We start from the raw sequence: 21,239 nt of genomic DNA, 5'->3' as shown, positions 1-21,239 counted from the left end.
TTTGACAGAGTTCATAAGGTCGTGAATGGGCCTATGGCGACAGAAGGCACGGTTTTGCGAATGACCGTTTTGTCCGCACTGTGTGAATTCAGCATGACCTTAATCTTGCTCTCGCAGCGAACGGCAGGTTCGACGGGCCGCACCGCAGCGGAGGAGACCGGTGGTCAACGGCGGTTGTGGGCCGTCCGTTTCAAAAAGAATTTGTGCTCAAGATGCTGGCGGGCACACAACTTCGATCAAGAAAGGGCCGTCACGTGATAGCCCCGCAGAAAGGGCTTTTACAAAGCCATCGGTGTCTTCAATTCGTATCCCGGGAACACCATGCCCTTTAGCAAGCGCAACCCAGTCAAGCGTTGGGTTTTCCACATCAAACATTGCCTCCGCATTCTTGCCAAAACTCTCAACACCGACATTTGCCAGCTCATCCCGAAGTATTTGATAGCCGCGGTTGGCAAATACAATCACCGTAACATCCAGGCTTTCGCGCGCCATCGTCCACAAAGATTGCAATGTGTACATGGCGGATCCATCGCCTGTTAGTGCAATTACTTTTCTGTCTGGACATGCAATTGCTGCGCCAGTTGCGCACGGTAGGCAAAGCCCTATCGCCCCACCGGTTCCCCCAAGCAAGTCATGTGGTCGCGCTGCTGCAGTCGGAGGAATGACGTGGAACCCGGACGTCACGGATTCATTGCAAACGATAGCATTTTCGGGAATGAGGGCCGCTAACGTCTGGCCGACTTTTGCTAAGGTGAGATCTCCGGTTGGGATTGGAGGCAGGTCGAGAGCGTATGTGTTCAGCTGTGTCTTGCTCGAAACACCAACTGCGTCTGCCAGTGATTGAAGAGTCCATGCAATATCATCCCTCGGAGCGCACAGGCTTGAAACCGTGCAACCGGCGGGCTCAGGTGTGCTCGGTTTCCCCGGGTATGCAAAGAAGGCAACGGGTTGGTCGGCGCCGATCAAAGTGATTGACGATGTCTGTTCAAGCTGAGCGATCTTGGGTGCAATTGGATACACAAGTTGATCCAATTTGGCAGCCCCGGCCCCCTTCGAAATTCGAGGGATTAGAGTATCCGCCAACAGGCGGCATCCGGTTTTGACGGAAATTTTTCCAGCCAGTACATGAAGTGAACCAAAAAGCGCGGACCCACCTATCATCAAAGCTGCGTTTGCAGTCTTCAGACGCATGGCTGCGGCCTCGATGTCTTCCAAAGACGGACGATGAAGTGGTTGGGCCAGAATGCTATTCGTCGCAGGGCCAGTCGCTGCATCCCAAGCAGTATCGGCGGGAAGAACAAGAGTGGCGATCTGGCCGTTTTGAGATCGGGCGGCCTGAATGGCTGCGGCCCCGTCCGATGCGACGCTTGTGGCGTGATCAGAAACTCGTGTCCAATGGCTTATAGCCTGACTTACGCCAATAATGTCCCCTCTGAGTGGGCTTTCATAACGCAGGTGATGTGTTGCGTGATCTCCCACCACATTCACGATCCCGGACCTTGATTTTCGGGCGTTGTGTAGATTGGCAAATGCGTTGCCTAGCCCCGGTGCAAGATGCAGCAGAGTGCCGGCGACGTCCCGTTTCATGCGGTAGTAGCCATCAGCGGCGCCCGTCGTTCCACCCTCGAACAGGCACAGAACACAGTTCATCTCGGGATGTCTATCAAGAGCCGCAACAAAGTGCATTTCAGACGTGCCTGGATTGGCGAAAACTGTATCCACGCCGTTGTGAAGAAAGGTTTTGACTAAAGATTCTGCGCCGTTCATTCGATCACCGCCAACTCTGATTTCGACGAACTTTATGGGAGAGACAATCCAAAAGTAACTGAAAAAGCTTTCGATGATGTGCAGGTCGTCAATCGTCATCGATGCCCTCGCCCGCAAGACTTGCCATGTTGAACAACGCGGGATCGTGGTGGTTTTCGGCCAGTTCAAGTCGAACTCGGATCGCCCAGACATGCTTAGGTTTTCGCGGCCGCTTCTGACCGACGATACGTCCCTTGTTCCAGGTTGGGCGAAGCGCGAATGGCAGGTAAGTTAGGGTTTCCATGACTGACCCTCCGATCCGCCATACCCTCCCACAACGACAACCCGACATTGACGAGAGACAATATCACAGGATGCTGCGTCGCCTCAGAGGTCTGCTGGGAGCTCGACGCAGTCATCCTTCGTTGCTTAAGCAGGACAATAAATTGCGCATTTGACAACAAGTATTTGCGGCCCACATGCTGAAACGTGAAAATCGAGGTGTAACGACCAAAGGTAATTTCATGTTTAGATCATCAACCCGAAGTGAGGCAGAAAGTTTGTTAAGCGGACTTGCTCTTGGATTTTCTGCCGACCCATTCATGCGTTGGCTGTATCCTGAACCTGCCGATTTCCTTACCCACTTCCCGCGCGTAATGGACTTCTTTGGGGGGCGTGCATTTGAACAGGGTAGCGCGTTTCGAAACGATGATTTTACTGCTGGCGCACTTTGGCTTCCGCCAAGCATTCACCCTGACGAAGAACTGCTTGTCGCCTGTTTTGAGCAGACGGTCTCATCAGAAAAGCATGATGCGTTGTTCGAAACCTTCGGGCAGATGGACAATTATCATCCCGATGAGGACTGCTGGCATTTAGCTTTTATTGCGGTCGATCCAATTCGCCAAGGAAAAGGGTTGGGGTCCGCGTTGCTTGAATGCTGCCTCAAACGTTGTGATGAAGATGGAAGACCTGCTTACTTAGAGTCGACAAACCCTACAAATCTATCGCTGTATAAGCGCTATGGTTTCCAAGAGATGGGTCTAATCAAAGCCGACCAAGCCCCACCCCTGTTTCCGATGTTTCGAGCCGCCCAATAGCGGTAGATCAAACGGCTGCATTTGTCTGCAATCTGTGAGTTCGGCAGTTTCAGGATTTTTTTGTCCGTAGCGAATGGCCGGTCTGGTGAAGCCGCACTGCGGCATCAGTGACTGCGATGAATGTCTCTTATGGGCCGGCCATGATTTGGGTAGTTGGCGAGGCCCAGCATATACTGCAATGCCTCCGATGGCTGCAACGAGCCCAAAGCGGAAGTGCTCCATCTCTGAACCAAGCAGGCGCAACAAACTATTCGCCGAAGTCACCAGCTGCGTCGCAGAAAGAAAAGCGGCCATTCATTCAAAGCGCAGCGAACTTTGGTACGTCGATGTCTGAGTTGCGGACTTTCCCGACCTTCGGCTGAAATGCTCCAGAAGCCGCATCCGGCCCATTGCAGTCATTCGTCGTGAAAGTTCTCGCCGCATTGCGGCTCCACCGATCCAGCCATTCGCTGCGCCGCCAAAGTGATCGTGCAACTCAAAGTCCGATGGTCATGATTGTCCTATTCGCTTGGCATTTAACCTTTTGCGTACCAGCCGTTGTCAACATAGGTTGCATTGCCGTTCACAAAGCTGGCCTCATCAGATGCAAGAAAAACCACCGCCGCGGCCACTTCCTCTGGATAGCAAATGCGTCCCTGCGTTGCCGCCATCCCAGAGTCTTCCCATTCCTGTCCGGCGGCGTCCAACTCTGCTATTTCCTTGAGGCCATGCGCCGTTTCAACAAACCCAGGGCAGACCGCGTTACACCGGATGCCCGCATCGCGATATTCGGTTGAGATCGTGCGCGCCAGTTGAAGAACCGCGCCTTTTGACATGCAGTAGACTGACTCCAACGCATAGCCCAGTTCAGCCGCAATAGACGAAGTAATCACGATTGAGCCGCCGCCATTTGCGCTCATGTCCTGAACCGCACGACGGCAGGTCAGAAAGGCCGATTTCACGTTTACATCCATCAACCAGTCATATTCTTCTTCGCTGGTTTCATGCATCGCTTTGACGATGATGGTTCCTGCGTGATTGAACAGGACATTATAGGGTCCAAAGGCTTCAAGGGCAGCGTCAAAGGCAGCATTGATCTCGGCGTCCTTGGTGACATCAGCATGAAAAAATGCCGCCTCACCACCTGTGTCGCGGATCATGTCGACTGTTTTCCGACCCTCTTCATTCTTGATATCAAAGATGCTGACCTTGGCACCTTCTTCGGCAAACATCAGCGCGGTGGCCCGCCCCATTCCAGTGGCTCCCCCTGTAATCACGGCAACTTTTCCCGCGAGGCGGCCATTGGGTGTCTTGAGGCTATTGGTCATATTGGTGCTCCGTACAGAAGTTCAGATGCATTCTCCGCCATCGATGACCAGCGCATGGCCCGTCATAAAGGTGGACATGTCGGAGGCCAGAAACAGGATTGAATCGGCCATTTCTTCGGTCGTGCCCCAGCGTCCCATCGGAATGGTTTCAGACACGTAGTTTTCTAGCTTTTCGCGCCCGCCCATTTGCACTTCGAAACCGGCGTTAAACGGCGTGTCGATAAAACCCGGACACAGGGCGTTAAAACGAACATTGTGTTTGGCATAATCTGCGGCCATCTGACGGGTCATGGCGACCACTGCATGCTTGGTAGTGGCATAGGCAATCATTTCGCGGTCGTATTGCACACCCGAGTTTGACGAAGTGATGATTACACTGCCACCTCCCTGCTCGCGCATGGGACCCACCGCAGCGCGAGCCGCGATAAAATGCGACCGCACGTTCAATCGCCAGGACATGTCCAAACCTTCAACGGGCACCTGCTCAAGGTTGCCTTCAACCTGATAGCCAGCGTGAGAGTGCAGGACATCAAGGCGCCCGTAAGCTTTGACGACTCTGTCGACCTCGGCTTTGACTGCCTGATCGTCGGTGACATCTAGCCCTCTCGAGGCCGCCACCAGCCCCTCGCCATGTAAGTCTTCGACCACATGCGCAGCCTTGTCGGCGTCCAGATCTGTCACAATAACTTTGGCGCCATGACGGGCCATGGCCATTGCCCCTGCCCGGCCAATTCCTGATCCGGCGCCTGTCACCAGAACAACCTTGCCGCCGAGTATCGGAAAAGGTCGGGCCTTAAGAGATTTTTCTGCAAGGGTCATCGGGACTTTTTACCTCCGCGTTGCAGCAACAACTGGGCGGTAATCAGCAGTAACAGAGACACGCCCATCACCATCGTTCCAATCGCGTTGATTTCAGGTGTCACACCGCGTCGGATGGATGAGAACACATAGATCGGCAGCGTCGTTTCTGAGCCCGCCACAAAGAACGCGATGATGAAGTCGTCGAAGCTAAAGGTGAAGCTCAGCAAAAAACCCGCCAGGATGGCCGGAAAGATCATCGGCAATGTCACCTGTCGGAACGTTCCCATCGGCGTGGCGTAGAGATCCGAAGAGGCCTCGGTCAGCGCGCGATCCATCCCCGCGAGCCGTGCCCGTACGATAATTACCACAAGCGCCATCAGGAACATCGTGTGGGCGGCGATCAGCGAGCCGATGCCCATGCGCAGCTTTGGCGGCTTGAACCCGTCCGGCCAAATCGCCGCAATCAGCGGGTTCAGTTGGTCAAATACGGTGACCAGCCCGATCAAAGTGGCGATCCCAATTACAATGCCGGGGATCATCACCGCAACATAGATCAGCAGATCAAAGGTAGCTCGCACGGGACCACGAATGCCCTGCAGGGCGACGGCGGCCATGGTGCCAAAGACGCTGGCAAACAGCGCCGAACAAAATGCCACGATCAGGCTGGTTTCCAGCGCGTCCATCACGAACGGATTGGACAGCGCCTTACCATACCATTTGGTTGAGAACCCCTGAAGCTGGCTCGCGTGTCGACCGGCGTTAAAGCTGAACAGGGCGATGACACCGATAGGAATGTAGAGAAAAAGGTAAACGCAGATTGCATACAGTCTCATCGCATAGCCTCACATAATCGATACGTCTTCACGGCTTGCGCCGAGGCGGCTAATCAGCCGCATGTAGATCGTGACGGTAATCAGCATGACGACCACAAGGGTGACAGCAACCGCCGACCCATAGGCCCAGTTGCGTGACTGCAGGAACAGGTCGACCAGTGCATTGCCAACAAAGAACACTTTGCCACCGCCCAGCAGAGCCGGGATCAGGTATTCGCCCATCAACAGGATAAAGACGAGCATGCAACCAGTCGCAATGCCGGGCACCGAAAGCGGGAGCGTGATCTGAAGAAAGGTCTTCCACGGCTTTGCGCCCAGATCAGACGACGCCTCGAGCAGGCGTTTGTCGAGTTTGTCGAGGCTGACATAGATTGGGAACACCATCAGCGGTAGATACCCATAGATAATCCCAACCAGCACCGCAAACGGCGTGTTGATTAGGCGTAGTCCCTCAATTCCGACCCATTCGAACAAGGCAGGTATCCCGCGTCCACCCAGCAGGAAAATCCAAGCGTAACTGCGGATCAGGATCGACGTCCAGAATGGCACGATCACCAGAACCAACAGGATGGTTTTCCACCTCGGAGTCGTTTTGACAGCGAGAAAGTAAGCCAGGGGATAGGCGATAAGCAGCGCCGCCATGGTTCCTAACGGCGCCAACGTCATCGTATTTTTGAACGCTGCCCAGCGTGCAGGAAGGTTGGTGTATTGTTCCAAAGTGAGAGCGAGCTCAACGCCACCTGACGAGGCTCGCTCTCCAAAGCTAAAGATGAAGACAACTGTTAACGGAATGATCAGCATCACGAGGAACCAAGTTCCCGCAGGTGCCAACAACAACCAGTTGCGTGTTCTATTCGTCATGTTGTCTTCACCTTAGTTCAGATCAGGCCGACTTGAACCGAGCCATCAGCTCGGCGCGGTTCGGATCGGTCAGAGTGACTGCGGCCCCGAATTCCAGTGGGCTCAAAAGCTCCTGAGCCGGGAAGATGATCGGATCATTCTTCAACTCTTCGGGCAGTTGATCATATGTTCGGGAATCTGCCGTCGGATAGCCGTGCGCCAGCACTTCTTTGACGTTAACATTCGGATCCAGCATGAAGTTGATCAACGCATAGGCCGCTGCCTTGCGCTCGGAGCTTTTGGGGATCGCCCAGTAATCGCTCCAGATTTCGCCGCCCTCTTTGCCAAGCACATAGGCGATCTCGGGTATGTCGGTGTTCAGCTGCTTGCCGTCGCCGGACCAGCAGATGGTCAACCAGGCATCCCCATTACGCATACCCGGCTGATAGTCCGACGTAATGGCAAACAGATGTGGCTTCACGTCAATCAGCAGTTTCTCGGCATCGGCCAGCTCTTTCTCGTCAACCGAATTGAACGAATAGCCAAAGGCGTTCAGGGCGCTGCCAATCGTGGTCAGCTGATAGTCGTGCACGATGGTACGACCCGAGAACTTGCCCATGGTGATATCAAAGAACTCTCGCCATGATGAAATCGCATTTCCACCATTGTGCTTAGTGTTGACGGCCATGCCGGTCGATCCCCAGTTCTTGGGAACACCATAGAGCTTACCGTTGACTGAACCTGCCTCGGCGTAGCGCGCATCAAAGGCCGACGCATCATAGTTCGGCAACATCGACGTATCCAACGGTTCGATCAGATCCTCTTTGACGTAATCTTCAAACGTGTAGTTGGTGGGCACATAGACATCCCAACCGGTGGCACCGGCCTGCAACTTGGCTAGCATTTCTTCGTTCGAGCCAAAGACGTTGACCTGCACATGTGCGCCGGTCGCCTCAGTAAAGGCGTCAAAGTTGGCCAGATCATGATAGTTCGGCCATGTAGCCAGAACCACGCGATCACCAATATCGCCAGCATATGCAGGTTGTGGGCGCAAACCGGGCACCGAGGCCCCCATCACAGCCGCTGCCGCACCAAGGCCGGTTACATTCAGGAAATGGCGCCGCGTGATTGAGCCTTTCCGGTAGCTTTCCAGCTTCTCCATGAACTCCTTCTTGGAGATATGGTCGATGGTCTTTGTCATTTTCTTTACTCCCTTTTGCATGGTTGTTGTGGACGTCGTTAATTTCGGTCGAGAATGAGCGCCGCCGATGTCTCCCACGAGACCAGGGCTTTGTCGCGGACGGCAAAAGCACCTTCGCTAAGGTCCGCCTGACGCGGAGCGAGTACGAGGAAGTCACCAAGGGTTTCGTGCGTCACCAGGTATTCAGTGTGTTCGCCAAGAAAAATTCGGTTGTGGACTTCGACCTCAAGACCTTTGCCCTGACGGCGCAGTTTCATTTGTTCAGGGCGCACGCTAACGCACACCTCCTGCCCGTCGACAAGACCATCACCGGGCATGCCCTGTATCCGCATTCCATTGTCCAGAAGCACCTCAGACAAGCCGTCCGTCGAACGCTGAAGTTTGCCATTAAAGAAGTTGGACGTGCCTACAAAATCAGCGACATAGCGAGAATTTGGGCGATCATACAACTCTTGCGGGCTACCGATCTGCACAATTCTGCCGTCCCGCATGATGCAAATGCGATCGCTCATCGATAGTGCCTCTTCCTGGTCGTGTGTCACCAGTACAAAGGTGATACCCAACTGGCGTTGCAGATCCTGCAGTTCGATCTGCATCTCCTTACGCAACTTGCGATCAAGCGCGGCCATGGGTTCGTCCAGCAACAGGAGTTTGGGCTCATTGATGATAGCGCGGGCCAGGGCCACGCGCTGTTGCTGGCCGCCTGACATCTCCCAGATCTTGCGATCCTCAAAGCCTGCCAGTTGCACCACATCAAGGGCTTTGCTCACCCGTTCCGAAATCTCTGCCTTTGGTATGCGCGGGCGGATCTGGCGTAACCCGTACCCGATATTTTGCGCCACGGTCATATGTGGGAACAATGCATATTGCTGAAACACCATGTTCACCGGACGGTGGTGCGCTTCGAGCGTGTTCACCACCTTTCCATCCAGCAACACATCCCCTTCGGTGGGGGTTTCGAAACCTGCCAGCATCCTCAAAGCTGTTGTCTTGCCGCATCCGGACGGGCCTAGAAAGGAAAGGAACTCGCCCTCGGCAATCGAAAGGTTCAAATCACTGGCGGCCAACACTTCGCCAAAGCGCTTTGTCACTCCACGCAGTTCTGCGATCGGTTTTTTGCCAGCTGGCTCAACCTCGCCAACATATCCCCCGTTTTCCATTTATTTCTATCTTTTTCCGATTTGTTGACTACTATCTATATTGGAAAAACTGTAAGAAAAACTTGTTTCAGTGTATATACCATGTTTTTAGTATATCAATCTGAATAGCAGGGCGCGGAGGAGGATCATGAAAGCTTTGTACGAAGCAACCGGCACGCTCATTGACGCTATCGGCTCAGAGAGCTTTGCACAAACCTTGTCTGATACGCTGAGGCAGATCACCCCGTTCGATTACACTGTTGTATTTGGATATTTTGGCCAAGCCCGCCCTTTGGATTTGTATGACGATTTCCCAAAAAATAAGCGCAAGGTCTTTGTTGAGGACTATCAGGAAGGCCCATACTTGCTTGACCCATTTTATCTTGTTTGCGAGACCGATTTCGTTCCCGGACTGCATCGAATTCGCGATCTGGCACCGGACAGGTTTTTTCAGGGCGAATACTATCGCAGCTATTATGCCCGAACCGGGCTTGCGGAAGAAATGGGCTTTGTGATCCGGCTTCCTGAATCCGCCAGTGTGGTTGTTTCCGTGATGCGTGAGCAAAAGGCTTTTTCAGCCAAGGATTTCCGACAACTCAATGAGTTTTGGCCCATTGTGCAGGCGACATGCAAAAGACACTGGGACGATCTTGCCAACCGGTTTGGATCTGTTGAAGGCGAGGTAGCAGATGATGATCTTTATCAAAGCGTGGCCCTTGCTTTTACCAATTTCGGACAGGGTGCCCTGACACCAAGAGAACGCCAGGTCGTCGAATACACGCTCAAAGGTCATTCCGCAGACGCTGTGGGGCGCATCCTCGAAATTTCCCCCGGCACTGTGCGTATCCACCGAAGGAATGTTTATTCAAAACTGCAGATCCGATCTCAAGGTGAGTTGTTTTCGAAGTTCATAGATGAATTGGTTTCGGGCGGACACTCATCGTTGTCGTCCAAATCACTGAACGCTAACTGAAGCCGATCGCCTTGGAGCGTACTTGCTCCAACTTCTTTTCACGAACGGTGAAGGCGAGGCAGAGCCCCTGCAAAACATAAAAACGTCTGAGTGTTCTGTGGGGTGTGAAGAAAGCATGCTCCATATTCGAACGGGACGCCTCCTGAGGCCTCATTCATCCATCTCGAGTGACCGCTTTTCTATTTTGGCTTGCATTTCATGCGCCTGCAGCGAATGACATGGTGTGATCGCGGTGGTCGCTCTCCTTGGGCAAACGAGGCCTGATATTATCAGCCTCACCAATCAAAAGCCGTGAGGAGAACGACCATGAGCCATTATGTTGGTCTCGACGTTTCATTGAAAGAGGTCTCGGTTTGCGTTGTGGATGCGGAAGGCACGGTCTTGCATCGCGCGTCTATTCCGACCGAACCAGATACCATTGCGGAATACATTTCGCGGAGAGCCCCCGATGTGGAGCGCGTCGTGCATGAAAGCGGGATAATGGCCACTTGGCTGACGCGTGAACTTGCGCGCCGAGCTGTGCCGATCACCTGTATCGACGCGCGCATGGCGCATAAGGCTCTGTCGGCGCGCCTCAACAAGTCAGACAAGGCAGACGCGGAAGGGTTGGCACAGTTGGCGCGGACCGGCTGGTTCACCGAGGTCCACATTCGCAGTGAAGCGTCGGACCGCGTGCGAGCACTGGTTGCAGCGCGGGAGAGATTGATCCGCATGCGCAAGGATCTTGAAGCTCATATCCGGGGCGTCCTGAAGACTTTCGGCATCCGCATGGGGCCTGTCCTGCGCGCGCACTATCGACAAGGGTTCCGCGACCAGCTGGCCGAGGCTGGTTCTTGTGATCCAATGTTGGAGCTGCTGGCGCAAACGATGATCCCGATCCACAAAAAGCTTTGCGCCTCGGCGGAAATGCTGGGTGATGAATTGATACATGTCGCCAAACAGAACCCACTGGCGCGGCGCCTCATGACCGTGCCGGGTGTGGGGCCGCTGGTTGCGTTGAATTTCATTGCGACAATAGATGATGCAAGCCGGTTCCGCCGGTCGCGCGATGTCGGCGCGTTCCTGGGGCTGACACCAAGACGATATCAATCCGGTGAGATCGACAGAACAGGCCGCATCTCCAAGTGCGGGGATGCCGAGATGCGTCGATTGCTTGTTTCCGCCGCCACGTCCTTGATGACACAGGTCAGGCGGTTCTCAGCCCTCAAATCCTGGGCAATCCGGCTCAGTACGCGAAAAGGCTTCAAGAAGGCCGCTGTGGCCACCGCGCGCAAAATCGCGGTGATCCTCCACGCGATCTGGCGCGACGGGACAGATTTCAATTGGACAAAGGAGCCTGCAAGCTGACAACCAGAAAGCCCGCCCGAGGATAGGGTGGGTTTGGCGTCCTCCGGGACGGAGGCAGATCGATCTCGCGTAAAGCGGTCGAGGTGGCGCAACCAGCATCAACCTCGTGAATGACATTCCAGACGATCAGCCCCGGACGCCATCATGAAGCAGCATCACCTGACTTCGGAGAGAACCAAGACCCCGGCGGACAACAAATCCAACGCCCTTGACAATACCGCGATCAGAGAACCGCTTCCCGCCCTTCGTGACGGATGCCGCACCTTTCATGAATGAGCAGATTGGGCTCGAAGCAGACATGCGGCAGTGCAGCGGTCGAAGGTTGAGCCTGTTCCCGTAAGCAGACTTTAGGAAAAACGAGATGACCCGGCGATTTCATCGGCTTGGCCAATCGTGCTGACATTCGTCTTCCACAAGCCACCCTTCGCACAAACCGGGCTGATCGACGGCTCAGAGCCCAAGAATACCGGATGCTGCACCTCGCACCAATGGCTTGGAATCGCGGAAAGCCGACATTGGCTCCAATCAAGGCGGCACATTACCGGGCATTCATTTGTGATGCCCAAAAAATTTCTGATTTCAACGAACCGGTCGTTCGTTCATGAATCTCAGAGCTTCGCAAGAGGTAGCCTGAAAACAGAAGGATACACACGCGCTGCGTCAGGAAAAGTGTTCTTCCAGATGTCATTTATGATAACGGGCGAACTTGGAAAAGATGGCGCGAGACATTTGCTACTATACCTGAATCCTATGCGGTTTCGGCGCAGCAGACGTGTCGCAGAACCTGCGCGACGTTGCTCATGAAGGTGTCATCATACCCGGCGTCGTTTTCGAGAACGCTCAGGAACGCGCATGACGTGCCAGTGACCGTGTCCACCATCAGGAACTGGCCACCGTAACCGGCATGCGCAACCACCCGTCCGTCGGTCATGATATGGTTGGAGTAGCGCAGCCATTCTTTTGGCGGTGTCAGAGATGGTGCTGAGCGGGTCAGGCTTTGGCGGAGGAAATTTGCATTGGCACATGCGTTTCCAGACAGATCAAGACCGCCGCGCGCAAGAAATAGGCCAAACCGTGCGAGATCCCGAGCACTCAGGCAACCCCCACCGGAAAAGGCAGGGAAACCATCTTTGCTCAGGCTGATGTGAAAGGCGCCCTCGTAACCAACGGCATCTGCAATCCGTTCAATTTGTGCTGTAAGTGGGACGGGGCAAACCTGCGCTGCGATCAATGTCAGCACATCTGTGTTGGCCGACTTGTACTCCGCTACTGTTCGCGCCTCTGTCTCTCTGAACCCCCTAATTCTGGAAGCAAAGTCCTTGAGCGAGATTTCCTCCTGATCCTCGGTGGGTAGGCGCCAGCCCAGGGCAATCTCTTCATCATAGCAATCCGCATGCGGGTCATCATAGTCTTCGGTAAAATCATTGCTGACTGCCATATCCAGGAGAGCCTGAACGTTAACCTCGCGGTAGCCAGATCCAATATCGGGCAAATACTGTGCAACCTTTGCGTCAGGCGAGACGAACCCTTGGCCGATCAACTGTCCCATAATCAGGTGAATGTGCAGTTTTGTAATGGATTGGATCGAATGCGGTCGGTCTGTCCCAAAATCTGGTGCGGCCTGTTCCATGATCACCTGCCCGTCCCGTAGGCAGCAAAACGCAGAGAAGGCGGGATGTGCCAGAAGGTCCGCCAATGCGGGCACGGTTGCTGTCAGGTCCTGGTGGGCCTCTTCGAGCATCAACACATTTCGCGAACGCACCATCAGGGTGCGTCGGAACAGGCGGTGCGCGTTGTGAAATCCATGGCGGCGGTGGGCAGGCTGATTCCAACGCTGCTTGTTGTCTGGCCCCACGGTCAGATCGGGGTTGGGGGCTACCTTCAACCTGCTCATGTGCAATTCTCGTGGATCAACGCGTCGACGGCGACAACGTGGTCAGCATAGACAAACATCGGATTGATCTCAATTTCGCTGACCTTTTCGCGGGCCTGCAGGAAAGCATCACAAAGGTCGTTCAGCACGGTGACCACCTTGTTTATATCGGCGCGTGGACGGCCTCGAAAGCCTTCCAACAGGTGAAAAATCTTGAGCGATTTCAGAGCACTGGCGATATCGTCCTGCGTGGAGGGCAGAAGGACCGTTGTGGCATCCCCAACCAGTTCGGTCAAAACTCCGCCACTGCCCAGCACCAGTGCTGCGCCAAACTGCGGGTCATTGCGCAAGGTGACAATCATCTCTGCAACAGGCGTGGGCGACATGGCCTCAATCAGGTAGCTATCGCTCACGGCCTGCTTATCATAGGCAGTGACAGCCGTGTTCATTTGATCAAGTGCTTGCTTTAACGCGGCGCCATCGGCAATGCCCAGAGCAACCGCGCCTGCCTCACTCTTGTGGGCCAGCCGGGTAGACATCATCTTGAGCGCGACCGGATAGCCGATCTTTTTTGCGGCCACCTCGGCTTTTTGAGCCGTCGTTGTCCGGCCCGAAGGGACCGTGAAACCGCGCTCTGCAAGCCAGGCCTTGCCCGCGTCCTCAGTCAGCATGCCGAGTGAGCCAGGCGGGGTTCCGGCAATCAGTGGCTCCGGCCTTGTCGCCAGAATGCGATTACGTCGCGCGGCCCAAATGCTGGCGCTTTGCATGGCGTTGAGCGTTTCGTGAATGCCCTGCATCGGCGCGACTCCGATCGAGATCAGATAACGGCGGGTGACCTTGTCCAGATTCTCCGGCAGGGTCGCACAAATCGCTGCCGGGATTCCGCGATCGCAGGCAGCCTGTGCAAAGGCGCTGGCATCGTTTTGGTAATAGATCTTGGAGGCATCTAGCCCTTCTGCAGGATAGTCCTGCACCAGAACTGCCGCTTCGGCCCCTACGGCGTCCATCGCTTTGACGAAGACCGGATAGGTCAATTCGGCCTGCCCCCAGATCGGTGTGGTGTAATCCAGCGGGTTTGACACTGTTGCGATGTCTGGCAGCAGATCCACCAGGGCCGCATGCTCCGTTGCGCGGACAGCCGAGAACGTGAGCCCGATCTTTTCCGCGTGATCGGCCAGCATCGTCGCGCCGCCCCCCGAACAGGTGAAACCCGCAACGCTTGGCCCCTTGGGCGCGCCGACCACACAAAGGTACTTCAGCGTTTCCAGAAACTGCGCGGGGCTGGTGACACTGATCACGCCCGTGCGCGCAAACAACGCCTCATAGAGCGCGTCTGACCCCGACAGCGATCCCGTGTGACTGACAGTCAGAGCTGCGCCGATTGAAGAGCTGCCTGTCTTGAGCGCAACCACAGCCACGCCTCGCTCAATGGCTTTCAGGGCGGCGCGTTCAAAGGCGGGAATATCTTGAAGGCCCTCAATATGCAGCCCGATAGCACGCACTGCCGGGTCATCAGCGAAGGCGTCAAGAAAGTCCTCTAACCCCAGAACCGCCTGATTGCCTGCCGATACCATATATGCCAGTGGCAAGGAGCGCGCAGACATGGTGATGTCAGAGGAAAACATGCCCGATTGGGTGACAATCGCTGCACCGTAACCGGGTGACCAGCCACCGTGTTCGAAAGACCAAAGTGCTGCGTTGTCGATGTAGTTGATCAAACCGTAACAATTGGGACCGATGAGGGCCATGTCACCGGTTGCCTCGATCAGCGCCTGTTCTGCCGCCGCATCGCCGGTTTCCTTGAATCCTGCAGAAAAACAGACCACGCCACCGACGCCCATCTCAGCCAATTCGCCCAATGCGGCGACAATACCACCTGCGGGAATGGCCAGATAGACAGCATCAGGCGCTTCAGGCAGATCAGCGATACAGGGCACGCAAGGCACCCCCTTCAGATCTGTTCGCCTGGGGTTCACCGCCCACATTTGCCCTGCAAACCCACGCCTGCGCGCCTCTCTTACGGCAATGGTCGCATCCCGCCCGCCGATAAAAGCGATGGAGCGCGGCTTGAGAAGCCGCTCAAAGTTGGCGCGTCTCTTTGGGGTCATGCACCCAGGGGCCGCAGGATGGAGCGTGTGATGATGTGGCGTTGAATTTCAGAGGTGCCGTCCCAGATCCGCTCAAGTCGGCTGTCGCGCCAGAAGCGTTGGATCGGCATTTCCTCCATCAGCCCCATGCCACCGTAGATCTGCACCGCATCATCGGCGATCTTGCCCAGCATTTCTGAACAAAAGACCTTGATCATCGCCGCATCCGCATCGCTCATCACGCCCTGTTCGGCACGCGCCACGGCGTCTTTGACCATTAGGTCGGCTGCGCGCAATCCAATAGCGCCATCTGCAAGCCGGAAACCGGTGGCCTGAAACGCCCCGATGGGTTTGCCAAACTGCTTTCGGGACGCGGCCCATTCGGTGGCCATCTCCAGTATGCGCTCCGCCTTGCCACAACAGGTCGCCCCCACCCAGATGCGCCCCATGCCCAGCCATTTGCCAGAGAGTTCAAGACCACGCCCTTCTTCCCCCAGCACCTGCCCCGGACCAAGGCGCACATTATCGAAGTGCAGTTCAAACGTCTTGTAGCCGCGATAGCTGACACATTTGGTGCCTTCGCGGCAGTCAAAGCCCGGTGTGCCAACGTCCACCAAAAAGGCCGTCACCCGTTTGCGCGGTCCACGTGGCGTTTCGTCAGCACCCGTCGCAGCAAAAACGATCGCAAAATCGGGCATACAGGGGCCAGAGATGAAATGCTTTGAACCATTCAGGATCCAGTCATCTCCATCCCGCCGGGCGTTGGTTTTCATACCCATTACGTCCGACCCCGCGTCCGGTTCCGTCAGGGCGAACAACTCTCGTTTTTCACCGCGCACCGCGGGGAAAAGGTAACGTTCGCGCTGATCGCCCTCGCAAGCCATGAGCAGTTCCGTGGGACGCGCAGCCCAGCTTTGCAGGGCATGGCTGGTCTTGCCGTACTCGCGTTCAATCAAGGACATAGGCCCGTAACCAAGGCCTCCGCCCCCGACCTCTTCGGGCAAGTTGCAGGCAAACAGTCCCAACTCCTGGGCCTTCGCCTCAATCTGACGGCCAATCTCTTCGGGGACATAGCCCATCTGGTCCACTTCCTCCTCGTGTGGATACATTTCTGTTTCCACAAAGCGGCGGACGGTGCTGATCAGCAGGTCGGTTTCAACACTGGCTTCCATGTTCATAAGGCGCCTCCTTTATGGGGCTTCGGACTTGTCGTTACGACGGGACATGATCGAAAAGATCACGAAGGCAATAAGCGTGATGGCGATCAACACCACAGCGGCGGCGGCTACCGTCGGATCGGTGTTTTCGCGGATGCCGTTCCACATGCGGCGCGGCAGGGTGTAGACGGTGTATTTGGAGATGAACAGCGTCACGACAATTTCATCCCAGCTGAGAATGAAGGCAAAAAGCGCTCCGGCAAAGACCCCCGGTTTGATTGAGGGCAGGATCACCAGGCGCATTGTGGTCCAGTTCGAAGCACCAAGGTTCTTGGAGGCTTGTTCCAATTTGGGATCAAAGGTCGCCAGCGAGGCGCTGACTGTGATCAGCACCATGGGGGCTGCCAAGATCGTATGCGCGAGGATCAGCCCGGCGTAGCTGTCCAACAGGCCAAGCGGGATCCACAGTCGATAGAACGCCATGGCAGAAATGATCTGCGGGATGATCAGCGGCAGCAGCAGGAAGGCGCGCATCAGCTCGGAATACTTTGAGGATACCCGCCACAGGCCAATGGCACAGAGCGTGCCAAGGAATGTTGCCAGCAGTGAGGTCGAGACTGCGATCACGCCACTTTGGAAAAAGCTCGACAGCCATTCCTCGGAAGTGAACAGCTTTTGAAAATGGCGCAGGGACAATTCGCCCTTTGGCATAGACAGAAAACGCTTTGGCGTCAGTGATACGGGAATGGCGATCAGCGCGGGCGTCACCAGAAACAGCAACAAAACCCATGCGCCCACGCGGTTGAACTTGGAGAACAGACCTGATGTCATCGTGCAGCCCCCCCAAACACGGTGCTGAGCTTCATGAAACGCGACATGATCCACAGCATCGCCAGAACGCCCGTCAGCATGATTGCCGCCAGCATCGCGGCTGTGCCCCACTTCAGGGTGACCAGCAATTGCACAGAAATGTACTCTGCCACCATGAGCACTTTGCCACCGCCTAATACGGCAGGGGTGACGTAAAACCCAAGGCTCAGGATGAAGACCAGCAGGGTCGAAGCCACCAACCCTGGCAGGGTCAGTGGCAGGTAAATGCGCCAGAAGGTCTGCGTGCTGCTGGCGCCCAGATTGCGCGAGGCATCCATCACACGCGTATCAAGCGATTGCATCGAGACCAGCAGTGGCAGTACCGCATAGGGGATCATGTAATGCACCATGCCGATCAGCACGCCCAACTCATTGCGCATAAAGGCGATGGGCTCGGCAATCAGTCCAATGTTTTCCAGCGTACCGTTCACCAACCCTTTGCGCCCCAGCAGCATCAGCCAGCTAAAAGTGCGCACAAGGATGGAAATCCAAAAGGACACAAGAAGCAACGTCAGCATATAGTTCTTCTGGCGTTGGTGGCAGTGCACCATGGCATAGGCGATGGAATAGCCCAGCGTGACACTGAACATCGTGGTGATGATGCAGATGCGCACCGTAGTCCAGACAATGCGGATCAGCGCATCGCTTTCCGCCAGTTTGGCGTAATTACTCAATCCAGGTTCCGGGTCCGTGACGCTGAGCCACAGGATGTTCAGGATCGGCCCCAGATAGAGCGCTATGACCATCAGCATCAAAGGTGCGATGATCAGCCAGCCGGGGTGGATATGTCGGGTGAAGGCTTGCATGAAATGTCCTGGGCCAAATCGATGGCCGCCCGCAGGAAGACACGGGCGGCTATCAGGCGTGTTTAGCTGATCGCCTCAAGGAAGGCGTTCACCGCATCACCGCCGTTTTTCCCCCACCAGTCGGGATCGTTATAAACGATTTTGTCGATGTTCATTGCCGAGGTGATCGCATAAGGCTGCTGATCTTCGGGGATCTGGCCGAAGGCTTCGGGGTTAGAGGGCGTCATACCAAGGCAATCAAGCAGCGCCAGCTGTGCAGGCACCTCTTGCGCTGTGGCGATGAAGTCCATTACGGCCGCACCTGCGGGGTTGCCCTTGGGCACGATATAGGCCCCCGGCATCGCCATGGCCTGATTGTTCACCAGCTTGTAGCGCCCATCGGTGTCATTTTCGATGTTACGTCCCCGGTTCTGCCAGACCATGCCGAGCGAGACTTCGCCATTCACTACCATGGAATGCGCCTCGGACCCTGAGCCCCAGTAAAGGCTGTTGTCCTTGATCGATTTGATCTTGGCGAGGGCGCGATCCATGTCCAACGGGTAAAGCGCATCGCCCGCAACGCCATCCGCCATAAGTGCTGCTTCGAGCGAGCCATTGGCCCATTTGTACAGCGAGCGCATGCCCGGGAATTTGGCGGTATCAAAGAAATCCGCCCAGTTCTGCGGGGGATTATCGCCATAGGCTTCGGTGTCATAGACAAAGGCATAGCCATAAAGGATGATCGAAACCCCATATTCCAGCGCATAGCCTGGCAGGGTCTTTTCCTTGGAAACAACAGAGTAATCAATTGGTTCCAGATGGCCTGTTGGCCCAAGGGACACGGCATTGAAAAGGTCTGCGTCCGCAACGTCGGCAGTGACATTGCCGCTGTCGACCATTTCCTTGATCTTGCCTTCCAGAGGGCCGGAGGTGTCAAATTTCAGTCCCTTGCCAGTCTTGGCGGTGAAGGCATCGCCAATGGCGGAGCCGTGGCATTCTTCAGACTGGCCACCCCAGTTCCACATCACCACGTGATCAGCAGCGGCTTCGGCATCACCTGCCATCACGGCGCTCATCGCCACGCCCGAGGCACCACAAAGCGCCAGGAACGTGCGGCGATCCATGCGGCCTTTCTTGTAGGCCTGCGCGCTGTCTTGCAGCATCTCTTTCTTGAATTGTCTATCGTGCATTTTCATCCTCCTATTGGGTTCGGGAGTTCCCGGACTTTTGCTCAATGGCACCTTTTGGCGGCACACGTTTTTGGGGCTTTAGCCCGTTTGTAATTCCACAGCAGCTTCGTCTTTCCACAACAGGTCCACGGTATCGCCTTCGTTCAAGGCTTCGCTGTTGCGCCAGACATCGATGTCCACTTCGATTTCGGTACCATCGCTGGCATCCACGATGACGCGCTGCATTGAACCAAAGTAGGTAATAGAGCGCACCACCCCACTCGTCTGTGCCTCCGCATGGCCCGCGCCTTTGCGCAGGTCGATTTTTTCGGGACGCAGGGCGTAAGTTTTGCCGTCTTGCTGAATGAAGTTGGATTTGCCCAAGAAACTGGCCGTGAACTGGTTCACTGGCCGCTCATAGAGCTCCTGAGGCGTACCAATCTGTTCAATCGCCCCGTCGCGCATGATCACGATGCGGTCCGACATGGACAGCGCTTCTTCCTGATCATGGGTGACGTAGATGAAGGTCGTGCCAACTCGGCGGTGAATATCCTTGAGTTGCTCCTGCACCTCGACCCGCAGTTTCTTGTCAAGCGCGCCAAGCGGTTCGTCCAACAGCAACACCGGTGGCGCAAAACACAGCGCACGTGCCAGCGCGACGCGCTGTTGCTGCCCGCCGGACAGCTGCCCCGGCTTGCGGTCCGCGAAATCCTGCAGCTGGACCAATTCCAGCATCTCGTCGACCCGCGCCCTAATCTCTGACGTGGGACGTTTGCGCACACTCAAGGCGTATCCGATGTTGTCTCGCACGCTCATATGGGGGAACAGCGCGTAGCCCTGAAATACCATGCCAAAATTGCGTTTTTCCGCGGGGGTTTGCGCGATGGAGGACCCATCCAGCGCAATGTCCCCTTCAGAGATATCGAGGAACCCCGCGATCATCATCAACAGCGTGGTCTTGCCCGACCCCGAGGGGCCCAGCAGAGTCAGAAACTCACCTTTCTGAATATCCAGACTGATGTTGTTGACTGCCCGGAATGTCCCGAACAGTTTCGAGACATTACGCACCTGCAAACTGCCTGTATCGGCGAGGTCAGCCATCCGCGCCTCTCAACTTCAGCTTGTTGCGCGCCTCTTGCGGGGTCAGCACACGCCCCCCCATGCGCTCAATGATCTCGCGGGCACGGGTGACAAGCTGGCCGTTGGTCGCCAGAACCCCGCGCTCCAAATAGATGTTGTCCTCCAGCCCTACGCGCACATTGCCACCCAACGCGACAGAGGCCGCTGCCATGGGCATTTGACCGCGTCCAATCCCGAAGCTGGCCCAGCTGGCCCCGGCAGGCAGTTGCGCTTTCATGGCAGCCATGGTTTCGACGGTCTGATCCGCGCCCCAGGGAATGCCCAGACAAAGCTGGAACATGGGAGGCGCATCAATCAGCCCCTCATCCACCATCGCCTTGGCGAAGCGGATATGGCCAAGGTCAAAGACTTCCAGTTCCGGCTTCACCCCCCATTCCTGCACCAATGCCGCCATACGCCGCAGTGTTGGCGGGGTAGAGATATAGATCATGTCCGTGTCAGAGAAATTCAGTGTCCCGCAATCCAGTGAACATATATCGGGCAAGCATTCCTTGATGTGAGCGAGCCGTTCCTCGGGGCCGATCATGTCCGTGCCGGGGCCCGGCATCGCTGGGTTGGCCGGGTCCGAGATCCAGTCGCCGCCCATCCCGGCGGTCACATTGATCACCACATCGGTGTCACTGTCGCGCACCCGGTCCACGATTTCCTTGAAAAGCTTCGGGTCGCGTGAGCCTTGGCCCGTCTCGGGATCACGCGCGTGAATATGCGCGGCGGAGGCCCCTGCCTTGGCCGCCTCAATCGCCGCATTAGCGATCTCTTTCGGCGTGACGGGCACATGCGGACTTTTGCCCGTGGTATCGCCCGCGCCAGTCACGGCGCAAGTCAGGACAACCTCATAGTTCATCTGGCAAACCCCCTATTTTTTTCAGCTTGA

19 protein-coding genes are annotated in these 21,239 nt (G+C 55.9%); 3 read left to right on the top strand and 16 right to left on the bottom strand.

The window, feature by feature from the left end:
• Positions 1-207: 207 nt before the first annotated feature.
• Both AC2FLJ_RS22295 and AC2FLJ_RS22290 read right to left on the bottom strand, forming a co-directional pair.
• Complete coding sequence (locus tag AC2FLJ_RS22295) at positions 208-1,866, bottom strand: acetolactate synthase large subunit (RefSeq protein WP_282171154.1); 1,659 nt, start codon at positions 1,864-1,866, stop codon at positions 208-210.
• On the bottom strand, positions 1,856-2,050 hold the full coding sequence (locus AC2FLJ_RS22290; protein WP_282171155.1) for a hypothetical protein: 195 nt from the start codon (positions 2,048-2,050) through the stop codon (positions 1,856-1,858). The genes AC2FLJ_RS22295 and AC2FLJ_RS22290 overlap by 11 nt, the downstream gene beginning before the upstream one ends.
• Before the next feature lie 175 nt (positions 2,051-2,225).
• Between AC2FLJ_RS22290 and AC2FLJ_RS22285 the strand changes: the two genes are divergently transcribed.
• Positions 2,226-2,843: a GNAT family N-acetyltransferase gene (locus AC2FLJ_RS22285; protein ID WP_282171156.1), complete on the top strand. Its 618-nt coding sequence runs from the start codon at positions 2,226-2,228 to the stop codon at positions 2,841-2,843.
• Positions 2,844-3,358: 515 nt separating this feature from the next.
• On the opposite strand, the gene AC2FLJ_RS22280 is transcribed toward AC2FLJ_RS22285, so the two are convergent.
• The 6 genes from AC2FLJ_RS22280 to AC2FLJ_RS22255 are packed head-to-tail and all read right to left on the bottom strand — an operon-like array spanning position 3,359 to position 8,985.
• Positions 3,359-4,150, bottom strand: a complete 792-nt coding sequence (locus AC2FLJ_RS22280) for an SDR family NAD(P)-dependent oxidoreductase (RefSeq protein WP_058277033.1) — start codon at positions 4,148-4,150, stop codon at positions 3,359-3,361.
• A 21-nt stretch (positions 4,151-4,171) separates the two neighbouring features.
• Positions 4,172-4,969 (bottom strand): SDR family NAD(P)-dependent oxidoreductase, encoded by a 798-nt coding sequence (locus AC2FLJ_RS22275; protein WP_058277032.1) that lies wholly within the window; start codon positions 4,967-4,969, stop codon positions 4,172-4,174.
• Positions 4,966-5,784, bottom strand: a complete 819-nt coding sequence (locus AC2FLJ_RS22270; protein ID WP_282169969.1) for an ABC transporter permease — start codon at positions 5,782-5,784, stop codon at positions 4,966-4,968. The genes AC2FLJ_RS22275 and AC2FLJ_RS22270 overlap by 4 nt, the downstream gene beginning before the upstream one ends.
• A gap of 9 nt (positions 5,785-5,793) precedes the next feature.
• Positions 5,794-6,645, bottom strand: coding sequence for an ABC transporter permease (locus AC2FLJ_RS22265; protein ID WP_282169970.1), 852 nt, complete (start codon positions 6,643-6,645; stop codon positions 5,794-5,796).
• A gap of 22 nt (positions 6,646-6,667) precedes the next feature.
• Positions 6,668-7,825, bottom strand: coding sequence for an ABC transporter substrate-binding protein (locus tag AC2FLJ_RS22260; protein ID WP_058277121.1), 1,158 nt, complete (start codon positions 7,823-7,825; stop codon positions 6,668-6,670).
• A 38-nt stretch (positions 7,826-7,863) separates the two neighbouring features.
• Entirely contained in the window at positions 7,864-8,985 is a 1,122-nt protein-coding gene (locus AC2FLJ_RS22255; RefSeq protein WP_058277029.1) for an ABC transporter ATP-binding protein, read from the bottom strand.
• Between the two features lie 127 nt (positions 8,986-9,112).
• Between AC2FLJ_RS22255 and AC2FLJ_RS22250 the strand changes: the two genes are divergently transcribed.
• Together AC2FLJ_RS22250 and AC2FLJ_RS22245 are read left to right on the top strand one after the other, a co-directional pair.
• Positions 9,113-9,937, top strand: a complete 825-nt coding sequence (locus tag AC2FLJ_RS22250) for a helix-turn-helix transcriptional regulator (protein ID WP_282169971.1) — start codon at positions 9,113-9,115, stop codon at positions 9,935-9,937.
• A gap of 306 nt (positions 9,938-10,243) precedes the next feature.
• Complete coding sequence (locus tag AC2FLJ_RS22245; RefSeq protein WP_282169972.1) at positions 10,244-11,284, top strand: IS110 family RNA-guided transposase; 1,041 nt, start codon at positions 10,244-10,246, stop codon at positions 11,282-11,284.
• 748 nt (positions 11,285-12,032) lie between these two features.
• Here the strand turns inward: AC2FLJ_RS22245 and AC2FLJ_RS22240 are convergent.
• The 8 genes from AC2FLJ_RS22240 to AC2FLJ_RS22205 form a co-directional block, all read right to left on the bottom strand.
• Positions 12,033-13,178 carry a serine hydrolase domain-containing protein gene (locus AC2FLJ_RS22240; RefSeq protein WP_282119703.1) on the bottom strand — a complete coding sequence of 382 codons (1,146 nt, stop codon included), beginning with the start codon at positions 13,176-13,178 and terminating at the stop codon, positions 12,033-12,035.
• Positions 13,175-15,265, bottom strand: coding sequence for an acetate--CoA ligase family protein (locus AC2FLJ_RS22235; protein WP_282119702.1), 2,091 nt, complete (start codon positions 15,263-15,265; stop codon positions 13,175-13,177). The genes AC2FLJ_RS22240 and AC2FLJ_RS22235 overlap by 4 nt, the downstream gene beginning before the upstream one ends.
• Positions 15,262-16,422: an acyl-CoA dehydrogenase family protein gene (locus AC2FLJ_RS22230; protein ID WP_199913573.1), complete on the bottom strand. Its 1,161-nt coding sequence runs from the start codon at positions 16,420-16,422 to the stop codon at positions 15,262-15,264. Before AC2FLJ_RS22230 ends, AC2FLJ_RS22235 begins: the two co-directional genes overlap by 4 nt.
• 12 nt (positions 16,423-16,434) lie before the next feature.
• Positions 16,435-17,232: an ABC transporter permease gene (locus AC2FLJ_RS22225; protein ID WP_108862254.1), complete on the bottom strand. Its 798-nt coding sequence runs from the start codon at positions 17,230-17,232 to the stop codon at positions 16,435-16,437.
• A complete protein-coding gene (locus AC2FLJ_RS22220; protein WP_058272685.1) occupies positions 17,229-18,077 on the bottom strand; it encodes an ABC transporter permease in 849 nt (282 codons plus the stop codon). Before AC2FLJ_RS22220 ends, AC2FLJ_RS22225 begins: the two co-directional genes overlap by 4 nt.
• A 62-nt stretch (positions 18,078-18,139) precedes the next feature.
• Positions 18,140-19,246 (bottom strand): extracellular solute-binding protein, encoded by a 1,107-nt coding sequence (locus AC2FLJ_RS22215; protein ID WP_058272769.1) that lies wholly within the window; start codon positions 19,244-19,246, stop codon positions 18,140-18,142.
• A gap of 78 nt (positions 19,247-19,324) precedes the next feature.
• On the bottom strand, positions 19,325-20,326 hold the full coding sequence (locus AC2FLJ_RS22210) for an ABC transporter ATP-binding protein (protein ID WP_282119701.1): 1,002 nt from the start codon (positions 20,324-20,326) through the stop codon (positions 19,325-19,327).
• Entirely contained in the window at positions 20,319-21,209 is an 891-nt protein-coding gene (locus tag AC2FLJ_RS22205; protein WP_058272684.1) for a beta-keto acid cleavage family enzyme, read from the bottom strand. The genes AC2FLJ_RS22210 and AC2FLJ_RS22205 overlap by 8 nt, the downstream gene beginning before the upstream one ends.
• Positions 21,210-21,239: the final 30 nt, after the last annotated feature.

It is taken from the genome of Ruegeria sp. CDSA034, assembly GCF_059612275.1.
The sequence above is the reverse complement of the archived record's forward strand: the minus strand, read 5'-3'. Positions and strand labels throughout refer to the sequence as shown.

What these genes read in the sequence shown, in the direction of transcription:
- AC2FLJ_RS22295 (WP_282171154.1), bottom strand. Translation starts at nt 1,866, where the DNA reads ATGACGATTGACGACCTGCACATCATCGAAAGCTTTTTCAGTTACTTT.
- AC2FLJ_RS22290 (WP_282171155.1), bottom strand. Translation starts at nt 2,050, where the DNA reads ATGGAAACCCTAACTTACCTGCCATTCGCGCTTCGCCCAACCTGGAAC.
- AC2FLJ_RS22285 (WP_282171156.1), top strand. Translation starts at nt 2,226, where the DNA reads ATGCTGAAACGTGAAAATCGAGGTGTAACGACCAAAGGTAATTTCATG.
- AC2FLJ_RS22280 (WP_058277033.1), bottom strand. Translation starts at nt 4,150, where the DNA reads ATGACCAATAGCCTCAAGACACCCAATGGCCGCCTCGCGGGAAAAGTT.
- AC2FLJ_RS22275 (WP_058277032.1), bottom strand. Translation starts at nt 4,969, where the DNA reads ATGACCCTTGCAGAAAAATCTCTTAAGGCCCGACCTTTTCCGATACTC.
- AC2FLJ_RS22270 (WP_282169969.1), bottom strand. Translation starts at nt 5,784, where the DNA reads ATGAGACTGTATGCAATCTGCGTTTACCTTTTTCTCTACATTCCTATC.
- AC2FLJ_RS22265 (WP_282169970.1), bottom strand. Translation starts at nt 6,645, where the DNA reads ATGACGAATAGAACACGCAACTGGTTGTTGTTGGCACCTGCGGGAACT.
- AC2FLJ_RS22260 (WP_058277121.1), bottom strand. Translation starts at nt 7,825, where the DNA reads ATGACAAAGACCATCGACCATATCTCCAAGAAGGAGTTCATGGAGAAG.
- AC2FLJ_RS22255 (WP_058277029.1), bottom strand. Translation starts at nt 8,985, where the DNA reads ATGGAAAACGGGGGATATGTTGGCGAGGTTGAGCCAGCTGGCAAAAAA.
- AC2FLJ_RS22250 (WP_282169971.1), top strand. Translation starts at nt 9,113, where the DNA reads ATGAAAGCTTTGTACGAAGCAACCGGCACGCTCATTGACGCTATCGGC.
- AC2FLJ_RS22245 (WP_282169972.1), top strand. Translation starts at nt 10,244, where the DNA reads ATGAGCCATTATGTTGGTCTCGACGTTTCATTGAAAGAGGTCTCGGTT.
- AC2FLJ_RS22240 (WP_282119703.1), bottom strand. Translation starts at nt 13,178, where the DNA reads ATGAGCAGGTTGAAGGTAGCCCCCAACCCCGATCTGACCGTGGGGCCA.
- AC2FLJ_RS22235 (WP_282119702.1), bottom strand. Translation starts at nt 15,265, where the DNA reads ATGACCCCAAAGAGACGCGCCAACTTTGAGCGGCTTCTCAAGCCGCGC.
- AC2FLJ_RS22230 (WP_199913573.1), bottom strand. Translation starts at nt 16,422, where the DNA reads ATGAACATGGAAGCCAGTGTTGAAACCGACCTGCTGATCAGCACCGTC.
- AC2FLJ_RS22225 (WP_108862254.1), bottom strand. Translation starts at nt 17,232, where the DNA reads ATGACATCAGGTCTGTTCTCCAAGTTCAACCGCGTGGGCGCATGGGTT.
- AC2FLJ_RS22220 (WP_058272685.1), bottom strand. Translation starts at nt 18,077, where the DNA reads ATGCAAGCCTTCACCCGACATATCCACCCCGGCTGGCTGATCATCGCA.
- AC2FLJ_RS22215 (WP_058272769.1), bottom strand. Translation starts at nt 19,246, where the DNA reads ATGCACGATAGACAATTCAAGAAAGAGATGCTGCAAGACAGCGCGCAG.
- AC2FLJ_RS22210 (WP_282119701.1), bottom strand. Translation starts at nt 20,326, where the DNA reads ATGGCTGACCTCGCCGATACAGGCAGTTTGCAGGTGCGTAATGTCTCG.
- AC2FLJ_RS22205 (WP_058272684.1), bottom strand. Translation starts at nt 21,209, where the DNA reads ATGAACTATGAGGTTGTCCTGACTTGCGCCGTGACTGGCGCGGGCGAT.